This is a genomic window from Nostocoides australiense Ben110 (assembly GCF_001050535.1).
Classification (GTDB): domain Bacteria; phylum Actinomycetota; class Actinomycetes; order Actinomycetales; family Dermatophilaceae; genus Nostocoides_A; species Nostocoides_A australiense.
In genome coordinates this window covers 3,326,412-3,346,430 of sequence record NZ_HG764815.1, presented here as the reverse complement: position 1 = coordinate 3,346,430, position 20,019 = coordinate 3,326,412, and the positions used below count along the sequence as shown (strand labels likewise).

The following is a 20,019-nucleotide window of genomic DNA, read 5'->3' as shown; positions in this document are numbered from 1 at the left end:
GTTTATCTAACCCTTCAGGCGGATTGCCGCACAGGAGTAGGCTTCTCAGTGTCCACGACTGTCAGAAGCGGGAGTGGGGCGCCCCAGCAACGGTCGGCATTGAGAACCCACGTAGGTGTTGGCCACGGTTCCGAGCAGTTTTGTCCGGCTGCCAGAGTGGTGTCCGCCACGTTCGGATCTGCCATCGGACATGGCCCCTCGATGTGACATATATCACCATGTCGGTGTGGGGGGAGATGATGGGGCCGGCACTTAAGAGGGGTTGAACACCGAGAAGCTTGCGCGTCGGTGCTCAAGCCCGACAGATGAGGAGACCTTTTGATCCCGCCCCCCGAGGAGGCGCCCGACGGACAGCCCGTCGGGGACTCGGGGGCGCCCCGGATACAACCGGACAAGAGTGGGACGATTGCGCTCGGGGTGCCGGAGGCGTGGCTGGCGGACCCCGCCTTTGACAAGCCCGCAGCTGATGTGGATCGGCTCGCCGGTGACCTCGACCTCTATAACACCCTCGCGCTAGCCGGATTCTGCGGGTCAGGCTACGACTACTTCGCGGACGAACTCGCGCGCTACGGACTGGCCGTCATCGGCTCATGGGTGCGATCTGGACTGATCTTCGCCAAGTGTCGTGATCGCGGCCTGGGCGGACTTGCCCCTCCGTCATGGGAGCTCCGGGACGACCACGCCGAGGAGCTGACGAACGAGACAGTCGGTCTGGCGGTGATCAAGTTCCGGGAGACGGTCCTGCTCAAGAAGAAGTGGGACCCGCGCAAGGGTGCGAGCCTGCGCACCTTCTTCATCGGGCAGTGCCTCATCCGGTTCGCCAACATCTACAGGAGTTGGCTCGCCCGGGAGGACCGCTGGAGCGCACAGCGCGAGATGACCGAGGATCTGCACCCTCACGTGCGCCCTCACGACCGCGCCCTGGACGACATGCTGGCCCAGGCCGAACTCGGCGAGATCGAGGACCGCAGGCTCCGCCTCGCCATCGTCTATACGGCGGCCGGTTGGCGCCAGTGGGAGATCGCCCAAGAGCTCAGTGTCTCGGAGAAGACGGTCGAGCGGATGCTCGCCAACCACAGGCAGAGGATCCAGAAACGGAGGAGCGCGTGAGCGACAGCAACATCGTCCAGAAGGTGAACAAGAGCTCACTCGGCAGCCGGCAGGCGCGCACTCTTCGAGCCTCGGTGTCCGTCACCCGGGCTAGGAGCGTCATCGCCCAAGCCCAGGCCAAGCAAACTCCCCATCAGCCGGGGGGTAGCGACGACGGCACCACTAAGAGATAGACGACCGACTCCAACCGGGAGCCGGCCAGGGTGGTGCAACAGCACCGCCCTCCGAACCGCGGGACGGAGCGAAGGGCGAGCATGGTGTGGAAACCGACAGCCTATCGCCTCCGAGCCCGCACGTGAACCCTTTGGAGGTTCGACATGGCAGGAAAGTCCAGCGGCCGCGGGCGCGCAAGATCGGCCAAGACCGGCCGGTACGTGACCCGGGCGACAGCAGCGCGCCACCCGAAGAGCACCGTCATCGAGGCGGGCGGCAATAAGGGATCGGGGACGCGCTCCCGCAGTGCGATCACCGGCCGGTTCGTGACCCCGGCGACGGCCCGGCGCCACCCCGGCTCGACCGTCACCGAGAACGGCTGATCGTGGTGTCGACCACTCGTCGCACCCGTGTCATCCGCCGTGGTGGCATCACCGTCAGGGTGACGACCGTAGTCACCACCAGGCGCCGCATCGTCCCCCTGCCGGCCCGGGTGGTGCGGCAGGTCGGCTGACCGACGCCTCAACGTTGCCCCCGCCCAACTATCTGGGCGGGGGCAACTTGTGAAATGCAAGGTCAGATCATGTCGCCAGCGGTCATTCCATCGGCTTGATGTGGGCTTCGATGAAGGCGATCTCGTCGGCGTCGAGGCCGTACTTCGCGTAAAGCTGCTGGTCAATTTGCGGGATCGGAGTCGTCCAGTCGATGTCCGAAGCCGACGTGAAGTCTTGGAGGGGGACGTACTTCCAGACCCTGGCAGGGTTGTGCTGAGTGATCTTCAGGACACCGAGAAGCGCGCGGGCGAACTTGGTCTTCACGTACTTGAGACAAGCGTCGGCGGCGACCTTCTCATCGAAGGATCCGATCGTGATGAAGGTCTGGGTGACCCCAACACTGGGCTCACCAATCATCGGTTCACCGATAACCAAGGCCGGCTCCCTACCGAGTGTTCCGAGGTGCCCTCGGGAAGCCGGCACCAGGACCTTGTACTTACCGAGGCCCTCCGGACCGGTGAGGTAGTCACGGCGAATCCAGCGGTAAGCGCGGCTCCTGCCAGCGAGGCCGTACACACGGACATACTCGTTGCCGTCGGCGGGCTTGTCTGCGTGGTAGAGAAACGCGAACTGCTCGAACGTGTTCGTATTCACCAGCGCCGTGTTGCCTTCTGGTCGCAGGTCACGAGCCTGCGGGTGGTCTTCGTACAACTTGTCTGTGTAGCGGTAGGAGCGCGAACTCGTGATCCCGATCTGGGCCAGCGAGGCATCACCGGACTCGATCACCTTGTGGAGGATCGTGTTGAGCTCCGGGAAGCTCGTGAACGTGCCGATTGACTCGCCGTCGTGATCCTCATCCCAGTAGGTGACTGCGATCCCGCCATTGATCGTCGTACCGGGGAACAGGGCGTCACTGTCAGGCACGTAGTGCGGGACCCTCAGGCGAGGGTCAGCGAGCATCTTCTCGTTCCACGCCTTAGGGGTGAAGCCCGCGTTGAACAGGAAGCGTGCCGGGGTGATGAGCACGACTTTCTTGCCTACTTCGTAGGCCGCGTCCATGAACAGGTGGTACACGGGGGTGTCACGGGTGCCCCCTCCCTGCGCCTCCTCCTGATAGGGCGGGTTGCCGATGACAACATCGAACTTCTTGCTCATGGTCAGGACCCTACTGTCAGCATGTCCTCGACCATCGTCTGTCGCTCTTCGGGGGTCATCCGAGCGAGGTTGCCCACCCTGAAGTGTCCGGACTCCTCCATCCAACGCTTGCGTTCGGGGATGCCGCCGGAGACGGCCTCGATAGTGATGCGGTGCAGGATCTGGTTGTGGCTCATCTCGAAGATCTGCGAGGTGAGGATGTGCCGCAGGCGCTCGTCCTGGTCTGGGATCTGGTCGGCCAGGCCGTGGTCGAGGCGGCGAACAAGCTCCATCAGGAAGAGTCCCGCCGTTGAGAAGAGGTCCGCAAAGGTCTTTTCCGGGTCGGTGAAGATGCCGGGGTTCTCTTCTTCCAGGATGTCAACCATCTTCTCGACGACGGGTTTGGGGGTGAACACCAGCGAGGTCTTCTGCCGAGGGATGTAGGCGAAGATGTCCTCGGTTAGTTCGTCGTCGAAGTAGTCAGCCAGACCCTCTTTCTTGTCCAGGAACTCCTGGACGGCCTGGTCGAAGACGGACTCGTCGAACAGGCCGGGGATGATCGTGACCGTCCCGTCGTCTTCGGTGATCTCTTGGCCGTCGCGCAGCACCCGGAACTCGGCCTCGGTGATGCCGGTGATCTCCTCGAACACATCGTCGGGGGTGTAGTCGTCGAAGTTCGCCAGGCGGGTGTCCCGATCGCCGTAGGCCATGAGGAACATCGGGATCGTGCGGGCGAAACCCCGCAAGTGGGACCGGGCGTCCTCCATCGTCTTGTCGGCGCGCTTCTGCTCCGACTTGGTCTCTTCCCGCTTGACCACCTCGGGGACGATGGTCTTCATCACGTCCTCCACGATGGCCGCCAGGTCCTTCTTGAACGCCTCCATCTCGCCCGCCTGCCGAGACTTGACGTCTTCGGCTTCCGCCTCCGTGGCCGCCGCGTCGAACTCATCCTGAAGGTGCTTCTGGGTGATCTGGTGGTCGGTCAGTGCGCGCTCGACCTTGTCGGCCACCTGCTGCTCGGTGCGCTTGACGTCTCGCTCGACCTGCTTATTTGTCAGCTGGTAGGCGTCCTTCAGTTCCTCGCGCTTGGTGCCGGTCTGGCTCGTGACGAACCTGGCGATCTCGGTGGCGGCCTTGGCCGCCGGAGTTGCGGGGTCAATGGCGGGGATGTCCTCGACTGACCACACCGGCGGGCCGAGCTCGGCGACCTTGGGGTTGATGACGGTCTCGTCGACCTGCACGTTGCCGTCACGGTCCGTCGTGGGCGGCGGTTGTGGGATGTCGAGGGTCTCACCTTTCTTGACCTTGCCCTGCTTGGCGCTCGGCAGTTTCTCCAGGATCTCCTTCACGTGCTCGGAGTAGCGGAAGATGCCGGCGACGTTCTCGAACAGCAGGTTCGACAGGAACCCGCGACGGACCACCTCGCGGGCCTTGAAGATCCGCGGGAAGGTGAGCACCTGGGAGGCGTCGAGCTCGATCATGCGCCCTTGTGAGTCCTCACCCAGGACTGGGAAGAAGTTGAGCAGGGTACGGATGTTGTCCTGCCGGACCTGTGCGCTCGAGGGCGGCTTCGGGCTCAGGTTGTTGGCGAAGTCGTCGAAGATGGTGAGCGTGCGCTCGGGGGCGAAGTCGAAGATGTAGGCGTTCTGCTTCTGGAGCACCTGGTCGGCACGCATGAAGGTGTGCGGGTTCTGGGCACGGAAGGCCGCCTGCATGTACTGGGCCGGCGAGGCCATGTTGGACAGCATGATGACTGCGGTCCACTCGGGGACCGTGACGCCGGTGGTGAGTTGGCCGACGGAGAGCGTGATGGTCTTGCCACCCGAGGCTTCCGCGCTGGCGATCGCCCCACGCACCTTGTCCAGGGACTTGCCGATAGCGACCGGGTCGTCCTCGTCGGTGCGGCCGTCACCGGCTGCCAGGACGACGGTGTAGTCCCTGAATACCGGGTGTGCCTTGAGGAGTTTCTCCAGCGCCTTGGCGGAGGCTACGCGGTGGAGCAGCCAGAAGGAGTGTCGGATTTCGTCGCGCAGATCGGGGGTGGAGAACGGGTACTTGTCGTTGGTCGTGAGGGTGTCGAGGAACTTGATCACCTCGGCCTCGTACTCGAAGAAGCCGTTGTCCTTGGTGGCGAAGAACTGGTTGAGGTCGAACGTGAAGTCCACGCTCGCCTCGTCCTCGTCGATGGCCACGCCCTCGGCCAGGCGGTCGGTGATCATGCGGGAGAGCTGGTAGGTGAGCAGGTTGAGGGTGGGAAGGGCAGCGTAGGGGTTCTCCTGGGTCCCGTCGTCCCAGTCCGCCCGAGCCTGCTGCTCGTCCTCGTAGGTCCAGTTGAAGATCTCGGCGTCGGTGAACCGGCCGGAAGCCAGCGCCTTAAACGGTGTGCCCGACAGGTGGAGCGTGTGCTTGCGCTTGATCTGGTCGAAGGCGATGTCGGTCTTCGTGGTGTCGACGCCCTCGTGGGCCTCGTCGATGACGAGCAGGTCCCAGTGGAAGTCGGCGATGTGCTTCAGCTTCTTGTGCGTGCCGCCGAAGTACTGCGACCCCTTGAGGTCCTGCAGCGAGAGGAACTCGACGACGCGGGGATCCTTGTCCATGTGCTCGTTGGAGTAGGCGATCCACTGGGCACGGGTCATCGGTGAGCGTCGCGCCAGCGACGGCGACTCCGAGACGAACTTGAAGGTCGTCTGGTGGCCGATGAAGCGGGTGAAGTCGTCGAACCAGGAGTTGGCGATGGCCGGGCGGTTGGTGACCACGAGGACGCGGACCGCGTCCAGCTCGCGCATGAGGTGGTAGGTCGTCAGGGTCTTGCCGAACCGGGGCTTGGCGTTCCACAGGACCTCCTCGGAACCCCTGGCGTAGGCTGCCTTGGCTTGGGCGACGGCCTCCTGCTGCTCCGGCCGCAGGACGTAGTCTTCCTCCCCGCTGCCCTGGAGGTCAGAGTAGTCCTGGCTAGCGAACGCGAAGAAGTAGTCCTTGGAGGTCTTCGGGGCTTCGCGGAAGTCGTGCCATTCCGTGAGCTGAGGGCGAGCATCAGGATCGAACTCACGCTTGATGCCCTGCTGCTTCAGGTACTCGTGGAAGTCGTGGTCGCTGAACCAACCCCCAGACTGCGTCATGAACCTTGCCGGAAACGCCCACAACGTCTCCTTGCGGATCGCCAGTTGGGACGCCTGCTGGGCGATCCGATCCTCGACGGTCTGGAGACGTGTCTCGCCGATCTTCTCCCAGCCGTCGTACTTGGGCACGTCCGGGGTCCGCCACGAGTAGACCATCGGGTTGATCTGGCGGAACGTGTCGATCTTGGGGCTCGTCACGGGGCTTTCACCTCCTGGTGGACGCGGTCGATGGGACACGGTGCGTAGACGTCGTAGTCCGCGAAGTCGAGCATGGCGTCCTCACGCAACGAGGCGAACGAGAAGGGCTCGCGCACCACGATGCCCGGCTCCTCGGGGGACCTGTGCCACCACGAGAACTGGATCTCCTGGCCGCGCCAGTCCAGACCGGTGAGGGTGTTCCCGCGGATGATGTTGGTGTCGATGAGGAACGCGGCCGCGCGGTGCAGGTTGGTGCGGGTGCTGCACGGCGTGCTGTGCCTGTGGTGGAAGGTGAGGAACTCATCCAGCATGGCGACCTTGGCATCGGCATGGTTGTCCTCGAGGAGCTCGATCCCGTAGATCGAGGCGAGGGCGAACAGGGACTCCTGGAGCCAGAGCGCCGGCTCCACCCGCAGCTCCATTGCGCGCAGCTTGCGCTGCAGGATCGCCACGAGGAAGTTCCCGTCGCCGGCAGCCGGCTCCAGGAAGGTCTTGTCGACGAAGCCCGGGCCGGTCTCCAGCTCCTCGCGCACCAGGTCGAGCATCTTGTCGACCATGTGGCGGGGGGTGAAGACCTCCCCGTAGGACTTCACGCGGATCCGGGACTTCACGAGCTGTTCCTCGACAATCGTCTCAGCCAGCGTCACGGATGCTCCCGACGGGACACGTTGTGGGCGAAGGAGTCCGTCCCAGCGGGGTCCTCGGTCGACTGGTCATCTCGTGACGACGACATGGTTGCACTCCATATTCTGTGGGCCGGGGCCTTCGGCCAGACGCTAGCGGTTGGGGCTGACAGGCTCGTTGTCGCCGTGGTGTGGCGGAGAAATGACCGGCGTCGCGGGGCTCGGTCATCGTCGTGACGCCATTGTCGTCACCGTTGCGGCGGTGTCGGGAAGCAGGTTCGCGACGTCTTCTGCGTGGGCTTGCCGTGAGGCGGCCAGGTCTGCCTCGAGGATGGTGTTGATCCGGCGCAGTTCGGTGACTTGGGCGGTCAGTGAGGCGTTCTGGGCGGTCAGTCGCTCGTTGGTGATCCGAAGCTCGGAGTGAGCTTCCGGATCGATGGATGCGTCAGCGTTGAGCTGGGTGCCGAGCCAGCGTTGTCTCTGGTGCTCCAAGGTCGCCACCTGTTCCTTCAGGTCGGTGATGGCCGCAGCTTGGCGTTCAACCTTCGCGGTGAGGATGCGGCGGTCGGCTCGCAGCCCGCGGGACATGTGTGCTCCGGCGTCTTCGTCGTGTTGCTCCTTGCTGCCAGCGGGGGTTGCTTTGGCGACGGCCTGTCGGAGCGCCTCGTGGGTGTAGAGGAACTGTCGAGACACTCCAGCTGCGCGGGCGACGGTCGAGATGTTCACCTCGTGCCCGGCAGCGCAGAGGCGGTCGAGTGCTGCCAGGACGGCTTGCTGCTTTGCCGTTGAGGCTTGGGCGCGGTTGCGTCGGAGGGCGTCGACGGCTGTGTCAGGTGTCATCGTTGGCCTCCAGGAGCTGGCGCAGATCGATCTTTCGGGCGGCCGTGGCCCGGCGTCGGATGTCGGCCATCCGCTCCACGGCTTCGCGGATGGCTAGACGTTCGTGCTCGGGCAGCCCGTCGATGTAGGCGTCGATGCCGTCGATGATCGTGCTGGTGTCCTTGATCCTGGCCTCGTAGTGGTCCAGGAGGTGCTGCTGGGCGTTGATCACCCTGGCCCGCTCAAGTTTCACGCGCAGCGCATGACGCTTAGCCTCCATGCCATCGCGTTCGAGGGGGTCGACGAGGAAGAACGGGCAGGACTCGCAGGCGTGGTCGACCATGCAGCCGTGACCGCCGGCGGCGACGTTCTGAGGCTCAGTGCAATGCCCGAGGGACACGGCGACCTTCGTGAAGCCGTCCCGCTCTCGAGCCACGCTGATGGCCGCACCCTGGAGGTTCAGTCGTCGGGGAGCTACCGCTTCCAGGGCCTTCTTCCGCCGCTTCGCGGTGACCTGGTAGTAAGCCATGGTGGTGTTGAAGCTGCCATGGCCCATGTACTCCTGGAGTACGTCGGGAGGCGTGGTCGACCGGCCGTCCGCGTCGACGGCATCTGCAAAGCGCTGCGCGAAGGCGTGCCGGAACGAGTAGGCATCCAGCGCCCTGAGGTCGAAGTGCATGAGGTTTCCCTCCGGCCCCTCGGCAACTCCCTCGTAGGGAGCCTGCTCCAGCACCACGTTGACCAGGTCTTGGACCCGCGTCTGGAGGTAGGTGGAGTTCCACGGTTTGTCGACGCCTGGCCTCTGTACTGCGGGGAAGAGCCATCGGGACTCGATGCCGTGTTCACGTTTGATCTGTTGCCATTGCCTGATGACGTCGTGGGTCTCCTGATGGATGGGCAGCCGCTTGCCCATCTTGTACGGCGGCTTGCACTGCTCCCACTCCAGGTACGGCGCGCCCTGGTCGTCGTAGGAGATGCAGTCCTCCTTGAGCCTGATGGTCTCGGTGGTGCGACGCCCGCACCGTTCCTGCAGGAACAGCATCGCGCGTGCCTCAGCGGTTAGGTAGGGCGTACGACGCTGGAGCAGGTTCAGGTTGTCCATCAGGTGGTCGATGATCGGTTGCGGCACGAACCGGAAGGCGTCGTCACCGTCCCGGGTGCGTGACTTGGTTCCCCGTGGCCGGTGGCGGGCCAGGTCGAGGGCGAACGTGGCGGGGATGTCGGCCCAGTGCGCCTGAAGCTGTTCGTCGCGGCGGCAGTCTGCCAGGAACTTGTTGAGCAGGCCGATCTGGCGTCGCTGGGTGTGGTCCAGGTGCCAGCGCTTCCGGATCCCGTTGACGATGGCATCCATGTCAGGCCTACCCAGTGCGGTGCGGGGTGTGCCTCGCACCGTCAGGATCTCGTCGATCAGGACCACCATGTGGAGCAGGTACGAGACGTTGTGTCTGCTACGCGGCGCAGCGCGGACCCAACTTTCGTAGGAGTCCGCGATCCATGACTGCCGGATCGGTCTGAGGTCCACCTTCGCGTGTGGCCCGACGGGTGTCGCCGCGGCGGTGAGCTCGAGGTCGCGCAGGTAGATGATCTGAGGATCACGATCATCGATGCCGGACCAGCTGCGATGGGCATCGTCGATGTGCCGCTGCCACTCGTTGAGCAGCCCCAAGAGGTAGGGGTTGTTCGACGTTCGGCCGAGGAGCGTTGCGCCGACGACGGAGGTGCGGCCGCTGCGAAGAAGGGCCCGGTAGGTGCCCCGCAGTTCTGCGGTTGCCAGCACCCCGCCGCCGAGGTCTCGCTGCTGGACGGCGTAGAGGAGTTCCCACCTCAGCGGTTCGGGCAGCGCGCCGAACGGGACAGCGGCTGCGCTTGAGTAGGAGGTGAGTTTCTCGGAGTCCATCGGCGGCTCGCGGGTGGTGCGCAACCAGGTATCGGCATCTACTGCCAGTCCGGTGGTCCCGCCGGATCGTTCCCACTTGAGGTACTCGCTTTGGTGGCCGTAGCACAGGCCGTTCCGACCGGTACCGTCTGCGCGGCAGGCACCGGCGCGACAGCGCGGCCTGGCCGACAGCGCCCTCGGCCGATCGTCGACGATCCACGCCGCCACGTCGCCGTCGTCGTGGGTCTTCCTCCACCTACCGAACCGGGCGTTGTGAGAGTGGCACAATCCGTTGCCTCCATGTCCCCGTTCGCAGTCGGAGACGAGACAACCCACCTTGGGCTCGAAGCGTGCGGGGGGCTCGGCCTGTGGAGCCCATTCGCTCAGCGAGAGAACAGTCCCAGAGCGCTTGTGGTCGTTCCGGCAGCTGTGGCACACGGCTGCTCGCGGCAGGAGCGTGGCGCATCCCGATCGTTGGCAGTAACCGGCCGAGGTCCTTGGGTTTCCTGGGTCGGGTGTGAACACGAGCTTCTTGGCGTCGAACTCGTCCTTGCGCCAGTCCCGGACAATGCGACTCTCCAAATGCTCGGTCCAGGTCGGGGCCACGCTCGGCTGTGGGTCGGTCAGCGCGGAGGATAGCGCTCGACGAACTGCGGTAGTCATCGCGATGGCCCCAGCACGACCGAGCGGGGTGCAAGTGCTGCGAGGGCTTCCTTCTTCGCCCGCTCCAGATCGTGGGTGTAGACGTGCGTCGAGTGGATGCTGCGGTGCCCAAGGACGGCCTGGACCACATCCATCGCCTGGGGTTCGCAGCCGATGCCGCGGACCAGTCGAGTGGCCAACGTGTGGCGAATCATGTGTGGTCCGGTCAGCTCGTAGCCGATCCGCGTACCGCATCGGATCACGAGTTTGCGAAGCCCGGCGTACGTCATCGCCCGTCCACGTCGCTCGGCGTCGTAGAGATTGACCAGCACGTGCGGTGACCGGTCGTCGGCCCCGAGGGTCCGCTGGCGCTCGAGGACGTAATCGATGTAGCGCTCGACGAGCTGGTCGTGCACGTACAGGGTCCGCTCGCAGCCCTTGGACCTGGCTCCGTTCTCGACAGGATTGTTCTGTCGGACGTGGAAGTGCGGGTCAACGATCCGGCAATCGAGCTCCGGCGACCCCCCTCCGAAGTGCACGTCTGCGGTGAAGAGGGACAACGCCTCGCCCGCCCGGATGCCCGTGTAATAGAGCAGGTCGACGATCAGTCGGTCGCGGGCATTGAGCTCAAGGTCGAGAAGCTGCTGACGAGCCTGCTCGTCCTCGATCCACTCCGGATCCTTCACCACCGGTCGCGAGGCCGGCTTCAACTCCGGGGCCAGAACCCGCTGGGTCCTGCCGTACTCGCCACCTGGCCGAGTGCCTGGCGCGAAGTACCTGACCTCGGTCATCCGCTTCGCGACGTCAGTAGTGAGCAGATCATGGGCGTCGGCCCACTCGTAGAAGGACCGCACCGGCGTCATCCACAAGGAGACCGTCGCATCGCTCCGGAACGACTCCTCACCGTTGGTCTTACGCACCGGCGTCGACGCCAAGACCCGCCGCCACATGGTGAAGTGGCCCAGGCTCACCGACCGCCAGTCTGCGGTCTGCGCGGTCCAAGAGAGGTACCACGCCACTCGACTTCCATAGCTCTTCACCGTGTTGGGCGATCGGCCGACGTCATGCAAGAAACCGAGCCAGTCGCTCGCCGGGCGGTGCAAGCAGTCGTTCTCGTCAACCACGACGAACCGCTGGGCTCCACCGTCGCCGAGCAGCGCGAGGTCGAGCCGGTAGCTCGGGGTCACCTCCATGGGCAGCAAGTTACGGACAGGGGTAGCCGGAAAGTGTCAGACACGCCGGAGGCTGACTAGTGGCAGCCAGAAGACGACACCGAGAGGCCGGGGTTAGATAACGGTGTTGTAGAACATCTGGTCGGGCAGGGCGACGATGCCTTCGAGCCAGTCGTTCTCGAGGATCCAGCGGCGGATCTCAGACTCGCCGGACCCGGCTTGGCCCGAGAACAGGGGCGACCCGGACAGGACGATCCCGACCCGGGAGCCGGTCGGTTTCATGTGGGAGAGCATGTGCTGCAGGAAGAGGAAGGACCCGTCCGAGACGCGCGGTAGGCCGGCGCCGAATCGGCCGTGGAAGCCCTGCTTGGTGTGCTCGTCCTTGATCGGCGCGGCATACGCCTTCCAGTCCACTCCATAGGGCGGGTTGGCGAGGATGTAGTCGAACTTCTCGGTAGGGAAGGCGTCGGCGGTGAGGCTGTTGCCGTTGCGCATCCGCTCCGGCGCGGTGTCCTGCATCATCAGGTCGGACTGGGCGATGGCCCACGTCTCGTCGTTGAGCTCCTGGCCGAAGACGTTGACGATCGCTGCCGGGTTGAGGTCCTTGATGTGGTGCAGGGCGGTCATGAGCATCCCGCCAGTGCCCGCTGCCGGGTCGTAGACCGTGCGGACCGGCTTGGGGTTGTCGGTGAGCTCTTGGGCCGTCTTTCCGGAGACGAGCAGGTTCACCATGAGGCTGATGACCTCGCGTGGCGTGTAGTGCTCACCGGCGGTCTCGTTGCTCATCTCGGAGAACTTCCGCAGCAGCTCCTCGAAGATGTAGCCCATCGCCTCGTTGCTCACCACCGACGGGCGCAGGTCCAGGTCGGCGAAGTCGGCGATGACGGCATACAGGATCCCCGCGCGGTCGAGCCGCTCGAGCTTGGGGTCGAAGTCGTAGGCCTCCATCACGGCATACGCCTCGGGGGAGAGCTTGCGAATGTAGGTACGGAGGTTGTCCGCGAGGTTCTTGTCATCCCCCAGCAGACTGGCGAAGGTCAGCGGTGAGGTGTTGTAGAACCGGTGGCCGGCCTTCTTCTTGAGAAGGGCCGCCTGGCCCTCGCCAATGTCCGTCATTCCGGCGGCCGCGTCTAGCACTGCCTGCTTCGTCGGCACGAGCACAGCGTCCATGCGGCGAAGCACGAGCAGCGGCAGCATGACCGAGCCGTATTCGTGCTGCTTGAAGGTGCCGCGCAGTTTGTCCGCGACCCTCCAGACGAAGGCGACCTTGTCCTGGAACCCGACGGGGGTCATTCGTTTCCTTTTCTGCGCTTGCGTGATGGGGTGAGCTGGGCGGAGTCGAAGAGGTAGCGCTGCATCCCCCACCGGCGTTTGGCCAACTCGGTTTCGACTCGGCGGCGGTCTCTGTAGCTGCCATCAGGAGCGTCGAGGGCCTCCTCGAGGGCCTTGATGTCCTCGGCCAACTGGGCACGTTCGTACTCGTACTGCTCCCGGCAGGCGCTCGAACAGAAGTAGCTGGGTCGACCCCTCGCTGGCCAAGTGCACACACCAGAACGCTCAGCTGGCCCGGCAGACTCTGGGTCCCTCCCCTGACAGGCGGGGTTTAGACAGGGCCAAGTGTCCGGAGCAGCGGTGGCACTCGGGAGGCAATCCAAGGCTGCGGGCACAGTGCGCTCACCGGGCGGCATTGCTCGATGGAGTCTTGGCACAGGAATGATCCCACGGTTCTCGCGGGGACGGCAGGTCAGCCCGTCCGAAGGGTTGGTATCCCTCACGCTAGTCGACCTCCGCTCGTCTTGCCACTGTCTGGCCCAACTTTATGTGCAGTGCAGCACATTAAACGGGTAACGCTGCGACCTGCAGAGTTGCCTCTCGCACGGCAGCCTGTGGCTAGTGCCTAGCGTTAAACCAGAAGTGAGGCGGCGCGGCATCCAAAATTAATGGGCGCATTTCCCTTGTAGCGTGCTCCTGCCCGGTCTAGGCTGCGATCAGGTCGACCGAGAGGGTCCTGACTCCAGACATGGATGAGGGGCGCCCGTTGCACCGGGCACCCCTCGACGCCGACCCTGATGAATCTGTTGCGCAGAAACGAAGGTGCCGTCGCGTGGACGAGTCTATTTCGCATGCCCGGAAGCGGCCAGCCCCTGTGCAATCTGATGTAGTCACGCCTACCGGAGGAGATGCCTTGGTATGCCGGGTCGCTGCGGCTGATTCGCGAGTACCTGGAGGGCGACGGGACGATCGAGGACGTCCTCGCTCTCGACGCGGGCGGCGGCCACGTTGTCTCGGCGATGTGGCATGGGATCTGGAGCGGGCAGATCCCCCGTACAGCCGTCGCGCCGGCCGGTTGGCTCGGCCGGTCGCGGCGACGGCAGGACCGCGGGCAGCGCGCTCCACGAGGGCGCGGCCGAGACCGCGTCGCAGGTGCTCGGGGTCCACGACCAGGCGCTCGATGTCGGTCGTCCCGTCGGCCAGCCGACTGAATGCCAGGGCGCGACCACCTGCTCGTCAGCCAATGCCACCAACCACCCGAGTCCGGCCGCGATCAGTCAGGTGCCGCCGCGCTGAGTTGCGGGATGCGGTCGTCACCGATGAGATCGGCCTCGATCCGGTATGCCGCTCGCTGCAGTCCCACCAGCTCATCGGCGCGTTCGATGACCTCTCTCGGCGTCAGCAGCCGGATCTCCGGGCACGCGTCAGCAGGAGTGGCGCTCACCGCCACAGTGCACCACATCCAGCCCATCGTGCCGACGTCCGGTGTGTGAAGCGAGAGCGCGCGGACGCGCAGGGGAACCGGCCGACCACTCGAGGTGAGGCGCTGCGCAGCCCGTCCGCGGCATACCGGTCTGCCGCCCCCGGTCAACACCGGGATCGAGATGCCCGAGAAGAAGCTGGCCGAGCTCGGCACGAGCAAGCGGCCGAAGGTGAAGGTCACGGTGAACGGCGACTACTCCTTCGTGACCACGGTGGCCAGCCGCGGCGGGAAGTACCTCATCGCCTTCTCGAAGGCTCGGCGCGAGGAGAACGGCCTCAGCGCGGGCCACCCGATCCAGGTCACCCTGAGCGAGGCCTGATCCCGGCAGTCGGCCCACGGCGCCGGGCACCCCGGCGGAGGTTGCCGAGGCGGCAGCCACTGTGTGGGATGGGTGCATGAGGTACGCGAGCGTCGACATCGGCAAGCAGGTCTCCCAGATCGGGCTGGGGACGTGGCAGTTCGGCTCCAAGGAGTGGGGCTACGGTCCCGACTACGACGAGCGCGAGGCGGCGGCGATCGTGCGGCGCGCCGTCGAGCTCGGCGTCACCGTCTTCGACACCGCGGAGATCTACGGGATGGGCCGCAGCGAGCGCATCCTCGGCGCGGCACTGAGGGCGGCGGGCGCGGACGTCGAGGGCCTCGTCATCGCGACCAAGCTCTTCCCGGTGCTGCCCATTGCACCCGTCGTCCAGCAGCGGGCCTTGGCCAGCGCCCACCGGCTCGGCGTGCGCCGGCTCGACCTCTACCAGGTGCACCAGCCGAACCCGCTCGTCAAGGACGGCACGACGATGCGCGGGATGAGCGCGCTCATCGACGTCGGGGTCGTCGGGCACGCGGGGGTCAGCAACTACTCGTTGGAACGATGGCAGGCTGCCGATCGCGCTCTCGCCGAGGCCTCCCCGGGCAGCGGCCGGGTCGTGCTGAGCAACCAGGTGCAGTACAGCCTCGTGCAGCGCGCGCCGGAGCGGGACCTCATCCCCTTCGCCGAAACCAACGGCCGGATGGTCATGGCCTACTCGCCGCTGGGGCAGGGGCTCCTCTCGGGCCGGTTCGCGCCCGGGGACAGGGTCAGCGGGGTGCGTCGGGCCAACCCGCACTTCCTCCCGGACAACCTGACGGCGCTCGCCCCGCTCCTCGACGTCCTGCGGGACGTCGCGTCGACCCGCCAGGTCAAGCCCTCCCAGGTGGCGCTGGCCTGGACCATCCGCCACCGCTGCGTCGTCGCCATCCCCGGGGCCTCGAGCGTCGAGCAGCTCGAGAGCAACGTCGCCACGGCTGAGCTCGAGCTGACTCCCGACGAGATCACCGCGATCGACGAGGCCGCGGCCACCTACCGACCGACCACCGGCTTGGCCGCTGCACCGGCCGTCGCGAAAGCGATGCTCAGGTCGCGGACCTGACATCGATTGCCGGAGACGAGCGCGGCGAGCAGTCCCTCGACGCCCTCGCGACGGCCCTGGACCTCGCCGGCGGGGGATGGGGTGGCGGCGGCCAGGGGCTCGGCATACGGCGCGAACGCGGCCAGGAACTCTGGGTCAGGGGTGAGCGTCATGAGCCCGCTGCCCGCCGGACCGACCCGGAAGGACGAGCGGCATACCCGCCTTTCGGCCGAGTCAGGTCGGGCCCGCGGGCGGAGGACTCGACGGCCGGCCGCGGCCATCGTGGTGACACCAACCGCTCCACGACCGTGAAAGGCCCTCCATGTCAACCTCGACAGCCCGCCCCACGCCGCCCACTCCCCACGTCCCGGTCCAGCTCAGGCTCGCCGCGGCGTGGGCCAGCTTCATGGTCATGTACGTCTACGTCGACGTGCTCGGCCTCTACAAGCCCGGCGCCGTCCGGGGCATCCTCGACGGCCGGGTATGGGAGTTCGACATCACCCAGACCTTCGCCGTCAGCGCCCTCGCCGCCTCCCTCGTGCCGACGCTGATGATCGTGCTCTCCACGGTCATGCCACCCCGGGCCAACCGCCCCACCAACCTCGTCGTCGCCGCCCTCCTCATCCCGTGGATGGCGTTCAACCTCGCGGGCGGGGAGTGGATCTACTACTACGGCCTCGGCTTCGCTGCCGAGCTCGTCGTGCTCGCCCTCATCCTCCGGACGGCCTGGACGTGGCCGCGATCGAGCGCCGCGACCGGGTCCTTCACACGTCGAGTGCGCGACGCGGAGCGCGTCCCTACGCTGGCGCCGTGACGGTTGTGCGGCGCTCCCTCTGGGACGAGCCGCGCCCACCCCACGCACCGCCGGTCAGCCGGCTCGACCGGCTGCTCGTCGGTGTGCTGGTGGTGATCGCGCTCGTCGAGGGCCTCGCCCGCCCGGGCCTGGCCGGGCAGCCCCTCGTCACCGCCCTCGCGATGGCGCTCATGCCCGTCCTCCTCTGGCGCCGCAGCCGCCCACTCCTGGCCTGCCTCATCGGCTGGGGCGCCGCCGGCCTGCTCTCGATCCTCCAGATCGCTTCTGGCAGTGCAGATTCCGGACTGCTGTCCCTGATGGTCATCCTCGTCCTGCTCTACACCCTCGTCCGTTGGGGGTCCGGTCGCGAGGTCACCGTGGGGCTGGTCGCCGTTGCCCTGGTCGCCACCCTCGGCATGTATGCCGCGTCGGCGAGCCTCGCCGAGGTCGTCGGCGGGGGCCTCTTCCTGCTGCTCTTCGTCGCGCTCGGCGCGGTTTTCCGCTACCGCGCCAGCCTCTGGCACCGCCAGGAGCGCGAGGTCCGCAACGAGGAGCGGCTGGCCCTGGCTCGCGAGCTCCATGACACCGTGGCACACCACATCTCGGCCATCGCGGTCTCCGCCCAGGCCGGCCGGGTGCTCGTGAGGGGGCAGCCCGAGCGCGCTGCCGCGCTCCTCGCCTCGATCGAGGACGAGGCGTCCCGCACGCTCGCCGAGATGCGTGACATGGTGCGGCTGCTCCGCGACGACGAGGGGGGAGGCGCCGCGGCATACGCCCCTCAACGAGGCGTCGCCGATCTGACGGCGCTCACCCGGCCCGCCGGCACGCCAGCGGTCGCGATCCGGCTGGCGGGCGCCCTCACCGGCCTGCCCCGACCCGTCGACGCCACGCTCTATCGCCTCGCCCAGGAGGGCCTGACCAACTCCCTCCGCCACGCGAGAGGTGCGACGACGGTGGTCATCGAGGTATGCCGCGTGGGCGAGGAGGTCCACCTCCGCGTCACCGATGACGGCGCCTCCGCTCCCGGTCCGCGCGCCGAGCCCGGCCTCGGCCTGACCGGCATGACAGAGCGTGCGCGGCTCCTCGGCGGATCCGTCACGGCCGGCCCCGGGCCCGAGGGCGGCTGGGTCGTCGACGCGGTCCTGCCTGCGAGGATTACGCCGTGAGCATCCGCGTCGTCGTCGCTGATGACCAGGACCTGGTGCGGGCCGGGCTCGTCCTCATCCTCGGGGCCTACCCGGACATCGAGGTCGTGGGGGAGGCGGCCGACGGGATCGCGGCCCTCGACCTCGCGACCCGACTGCTACCCGATGTCCTCCTCGCCGACATTCGCATGCCGGGACTCGACGGCGTGGAGGTCACTCGTCGGGTGGCCGGGCCGGACGTGGCGAACCCCATCGCCGTCGTCGTCATCACGACCTTCGACCTCGACGAGTACGTCCTGGGCGCCCTGCGTGCCGGGGCGCGCGGGTTCCTGCTCAAGGACGCCGGCCCCGAGCTGCTCGTCCAGGCCATTCGCGCGGCCGCGACCGGGGACGCCCTCATCGCGCCGAACGTGACCCGCCGCCTGCTCCAGGCCTTCGCCGACCGGTCACCTCAGGCGCCGACCCAGCCAGTCGAGCCGCTCACCGACCGCGAGGAGGACGTGCTGGCGCTGGTGGCCCGGGGCCGCACGAACGCCGAGATCGCCGCGGAGCTCTTCATCGGACTGAGCACGGTCAAGTCGCACATCGCCTCGCTCATGGCCAAGCTCGGCGTCCGCAACCGGGTCGAGATCGCGATGTGGGCCCACCACACCAAGCGGGTCTGAGGACGGCCGCCCCCTCGTCGAGGTGGCGGGCCGCACAGTTGCCGGGGTGCGCACGCGTCACGTATCCTCGGTCGCCACGAGGGGAGTACTTCCCAAGTCGGCGCCGGTCATTTCGCGCGGCCCATGCCGCGCCCGGCGCGCGCCCCACCCGGGGTGAAGGAGACCTCGCACCGTTAGATCACGATGCGAGGACTCATGCTCCGCACCCACCTGGCCGCTGCCACCCCCTCGACCACGCTCGAGACCATCGCCACCCCCACCCTGTGGGCGCTGACGATCGCCGGCGTCATCGCCCTGCTCGCCCTGGACTTCCTCCTCACCCGCAAGCCGCACGAGGTGTCGATGCGAGAGGCCGTCGGGTGGTCCGCCTTCTACATCGCGCTCCCGCTCGCCTTCGGCCTGTGGGTCTGGACCACGCACGGCTCCCAGACCGGGCTCGAGTACTACACCGGCTACCTCGTCGAGAAGTCCCTGTCCGTCGACAACCTCTTCATCTTCATCCTCATCCTGTCCTCGTTCGCCGTGCCGAGGGTGCTGCAGCAGCGGGCCCTGCTCTTCGGCATCATCGGCGCCCTCGTGATGCGGGGGATCTTCATCGCCCTCGGGGCCGCCCTCATCGCCCGCTTCTCCTGGATGTTCCTCATCTTCGGCGCGATCCTGCTCGTCACCGCGTGGGGCGTCCTGCGCGACGCCCGCCACGGCGGGCACCAGGTCGACGTCAACGAGCTGCGCATCGTCCGGTTCGCCCGCCGGTTCTACCCGGTCACCGATGACTATCGCGGGACCCGAATGAGCGTCCGTGAGGCCGGCCGCCGCGCCCTGACCCCCCTGGGGCTGGTCATGCTCGCGATCCTCGGGACGGACCTCGTCTTCGCCATCGACTCGGTGCCCGCCGTCTACGGCATCACCGGCGACCCCTACTTGGTCTTCGCCACGAACGCCTTCGCGCTGCTCGGCCTGCGCGCCCTCTACTTCGTCCTCGAGGGCGCGCTCGGCAAGCTCCGCCACCTCGGCTACGGCCTCGCCGCGATCCTCGCCTTCATCGGGGTCAAGCTCGTGCTCCACTGGGCGCACGGCGTGTGGACCTGGGTGCCGACCATCCCGACCGTCGCCTCCTTGGCCGTGATCGTCGCCGCCCTCTCGGTGACCACGGTGACGAGCGTGCTCGCCAACCGGCGGGAGGCCTCGGTGCTGCCCTCCGGCCACCGCTGAGCACACCGCTCGGGAGGGCTGGCCGAGCGGCGGTATGCCAGGCGGCCACCCAGCCGTCCGGCATACCGAAGGCTGTCACTGCATCTCGAGCACGGCGTGCCCGCGAAGGTGACCTGACGCCATGGCGGCGATCGCGTCCGCCGCGCCGTCCAGATCGACCGTGCGGTCGATGACGGGCGTGACCGCCCCCTCGGTGATGAGGCGGGCGACCTCGGCGCAGCGCGCGGTCGTCGTGCTCGAGAACATCCATCCGAGGTCCTTGGCGGTGAACCAGCCGGCCATGGTCGCAAGCAGGTTGCGCTCGATCCCGCCGAGGAGCCGCCCACCTCCTTCTCCGCCGACGATGACGAGGCGGCCGCCCGGCGCCAAGCAGCGCCGCAGGGCGGAGACCGGGTTGTTGCCGGCGATGTCGATGATGACGTCGAACGGTCCACCCATGGCAGGGAGGCGCACGGACGCGTAGTCGACCGTCCGATGCGCCCCCTGCGCGCGGACCAGGTCCTCCTTGCTCGCGCTGCACACCCCGGTGACGTCCGCCCCGAGGTGTGCCGCCAGCTGCACGGCATACCCTCCGACCGCTCCCGACGCCCCGAGGACGAGGACCCGGTCTCCGCGCTGGACACGAGCGTGCTCGACGACCGCCGCGAGGGCGGTGACGCCCGAGACCCCGATCGTCGCCGCGTGACGGTCCTCGACGCCGTCCGGGGTCGGGGCGAGGGTGCCGGCTTTG

The 20,019-nt window shown here is 66.9% G+C and carries 20 protein-coding genes; 8 read left to right on the top strand and 12 right to left on the bottom strand.

Going from position 1 to position 20,019, the window contains the following annotated elements:
• Positions 1–318 precede the first annotated feature (318 nt).
• Positions 319–1,110 carry a helix-turn-helix domain-containing protein gene (locus tag BN11_RS16220; RefSeq protein ID WP_157044225.1) on the top strand — a complete coding sequence of 264 codons (792 nt, stop codon included), beginning with the start codon at positions 319–321 and terminating at the stop codon, positions 1,108–1,110.
• Between the two features lie 317 nt (positions 1,111–1,427).
• Positions 1,428–1,646, top strand: a complete 219-nt coding sequence (locus tag BN11_RS16215) for a hypothetical protein (RefSeq protein WP_048699405.1) — start codon at positions 1,428–1,430, stop codon at positions 1,644–1,646.
• A gap of 213 nt (positions 1,647–1,859) precedes the next feature.
• On the opposite strand, the gene BN11_RS16210 is transcribed toward BN11_RS16215, so the two are convergent.
• From BN11_RS16210 to BN11_RS16175, 10 genes are all read right to left on the bottom strand, one after another.
• A complete protein-coding gene (locus BN11_RS16210) occupies positions 1,860–2,912 on the bottom strand; it encodes an Eco57I restriction-modification methylase domain-containing protein (RefSeq protein ID WP_048699404.1) in 1,053 nt (350 codons plus the stop codon).
• A 2-nt stretch (positions 2,913–2,914) separates the two neighbouring features.
• A complete protein-coding gene (locus tag BN11_RS16205) occupies positions 2,915–6,208 on the bottom strand; it encodes a DEAD/DEAH box helicase (protein ID WP_048699403.1) in 3,294 nt (1,097 codons plus the stop codon).
• Complete coding sequence (locus tag BN11_RS16200; protein WP_048699402.1) at positions 6,205–6,855, bottom strand: DNA methyltransferase; 651 nt, start codon at positions 6,853–6,855, stop codon at positions 6,205–6,207. The genes BN11_RS16205 and BN11_RS16200 overlap by 4 nt, the downstream gene beginning before the upstream one ends.
• A gap of 201 nt (positions 6,856–7,056) precedes the next feature.
• Positions 7,057–7,671 (bottom strand): DUF6262 family protein, encoded by a 615-nt coding sequence (locus BN11_RS16195; RefSeq protein WP_048699401.1) that lies wholly within the window; start codon positions 7,669–7,671, stop codon positions 7,057–7,059.
• Positions 7,661–9,571: a tyrosine-type recombinase/integrase gene (locus BN11_RS16190; protein WP_201329283.1), complete on the bottom strand. Its 1,911-nt coding sequence runs from the start codon at positions 9,569–9,571 to the stop codon at positions 7,661–7,663. The genes BN11_RS16195 and BN11_RS16190 overlap by 11 nt, the downstream gene beginning before the upstream one ends.
• 614 nt (positions 9,572–10,185) lie before the next feature.
• The gene (locus BN11_RS16185) at positions 10,186–11,361 is read right to left on the bottom strand and encodes a tyrosine-type recombinase/integrase (RefSeq protein WP_048699400.1); all 1,176 of its coding nucleotides are present in this window, start codon (positions 11,359–11,361) and stop codon (positions 10,186–10,188) included.
• Between the two features lie 93 nt (positions 11,362–11,454).
• Positions 11,455–12,633 (bottom strand): type I restriction-modification system subunit M, encoded by a 1,179-nt coding sequence (locus tag BN11_RS16180; RefSeq protein WP_048701717.1) that lies wholly within the window; start codon positions 12,631–12,633, stop codon positions 11,455–11,457.
• Positions 12,630–12,887, bottom strand: coding sequence for a hypothetical protein (locus BN11_RS22985; RefSeq protein ID WP_157044224.1), 258 nt, complete (start codon positions 12,885–12,887; stop codon positions 12,630–12,632). The genes BN11_RS16180 and BN11_RS22985 overlap by 4 nt, the downstream gene beginning before the upstream one ends.
• 430 nt (positions 12,888–13,317) lie before the next feature.
• Entirely contained in the window at positions 13,318–13,815 is a 498-nt protein-coding gene (locus tag BN11_RS26185; RefSeq protein WP_407668005.1) for a GNAT family N-acetyltransferase, read from the bottom strand.
• A 70-nt stretch (positions 13,816–13,885) separates the two neighbouring features.
• On the bottom strand, positions 13,886–14,056 hold the full coding sequence (locus BN11_RS16175) for a hypothetical protein (protein WP_157044223.1): 171 nt from the start codon (positions 14,054–14,056) through the stop codon (positions 13,886–13,888).
• A 94-nt stretch (positions 14,057–14,150) separates the two neighbouring features.
• Between BN11_RS16175 and BN11_RS16170 the strand changes: the two genes are divergently transcribed.
• Positions 14,151–14,414 (top strand): DUF1905 domain-containing protein, encoded by a 264-nt coding sequence (locus BN11_RS16170; RefSeq protein ID WP_157044222.1) that lies wholly within the window; start codon positions 14,151–14,153, stop codon positions 14,412–14,414.
• Between the two features lie 76 nt (positions 14,415–14,490).
• Positions 14,491–15,495: an aldo/keto reductase gene (locus tag BN11_RS16165; protein ID WP_048699397.1), complete on the top strand. Its 1,005-nt coding sequence runs from the start codon at positions 14,491–14,493 to the stop codon at positions 15,493–15,495.
• Here the strand turns inward: BN11_RS16165 and BN11_RS25340 are convergent.
• On the bottom strand, positions 15,426–15,647 hold the full coding sequence (locus BN11_RS25340; protein WP_048699396.1) for a hypothetical protein: 222 nt from the start codon (positions 15,645–15,647) through the stop codon (positions 15,426–15,428). The two genes, BN11_RS16165 and BN11_RS25340, sit on opposite strands and share 70 nt — an antisense overlap.
• Positions 15,648–15,796: 149 nt before the next feature.
• Here BN11_RS25340 and BN11_RS16155 point away from each other — a divergent pair, with 149 nt between their 5' ends.
• From BN11_RS16155 to BN11_RS16140, 4 genes are all read left to right on the top strand, one after another.
• Positions 15,797–16,288 carry a DUF6326 family protein gene (locus tag BN11_RS16155; RefSeq protein ID WP_048699395.1) on the top strand — a complete coding sequence of 164 codons (492 nt, stop codon included), beginning with the start codon at positions 15,797–15,799 and terminating at the stop codon, positions 16,286–16,288.
• Positions 16,285–17,433 (top strand): sensor histidine kinase, encoded by a 1,149-nt coding sequence (locus tag BN11_RS16150; RefSeq protein WP_048699394.1) that lies wholly within the window; start codon positions 16,285–16,287, stop codon positions 17,431–17,433. The genes BN11_RS16155 and BN11_RS16150 overlap by 4 nt, the downstream gene beginning before the upstream one ends.
• A complete protein-coding gene (locus tag BN11_RS16145) occupies positions 17,430–18,077 on the top strand; it encodes a response regulator (RefSeq protein WP_048699393.1) in 648 nt (215 codons plus the stop codon). The genes BN11_RS16150 and BN11_RS16145 overlap by 4 nt, the downstream gene beginning before the upstream one ends.
• A gap of 195 nt (positions 18,078–18,272) precedes the next feature.
• The gene (locus BN11_RS16140; protein ID WP_048699392.1) at positions 18,273–19,289 is read left to right on the top strand and encodes a TerC family protein; all 1,017 of its coding nucleotides are present in this window, start codon (positions 18,273–18,275) and stop codon (positions 19,287–19,289) included.
• A gap of 75 nt (positions 19,290–19,364) precedes the next feature.
• Here BN11_RS16140 and BN11_RS16135 read toward each other — a convergent pair.
• Positions 19,365–20,019, bottom strand: a 655-nt coding sequence (locus tag BN11_RS16135; protein ID WP_048699391.1) for an NAD(P)-dependent alcohol dehydrogenase, incomplete at its 5' end; no start/stop codon positions are given.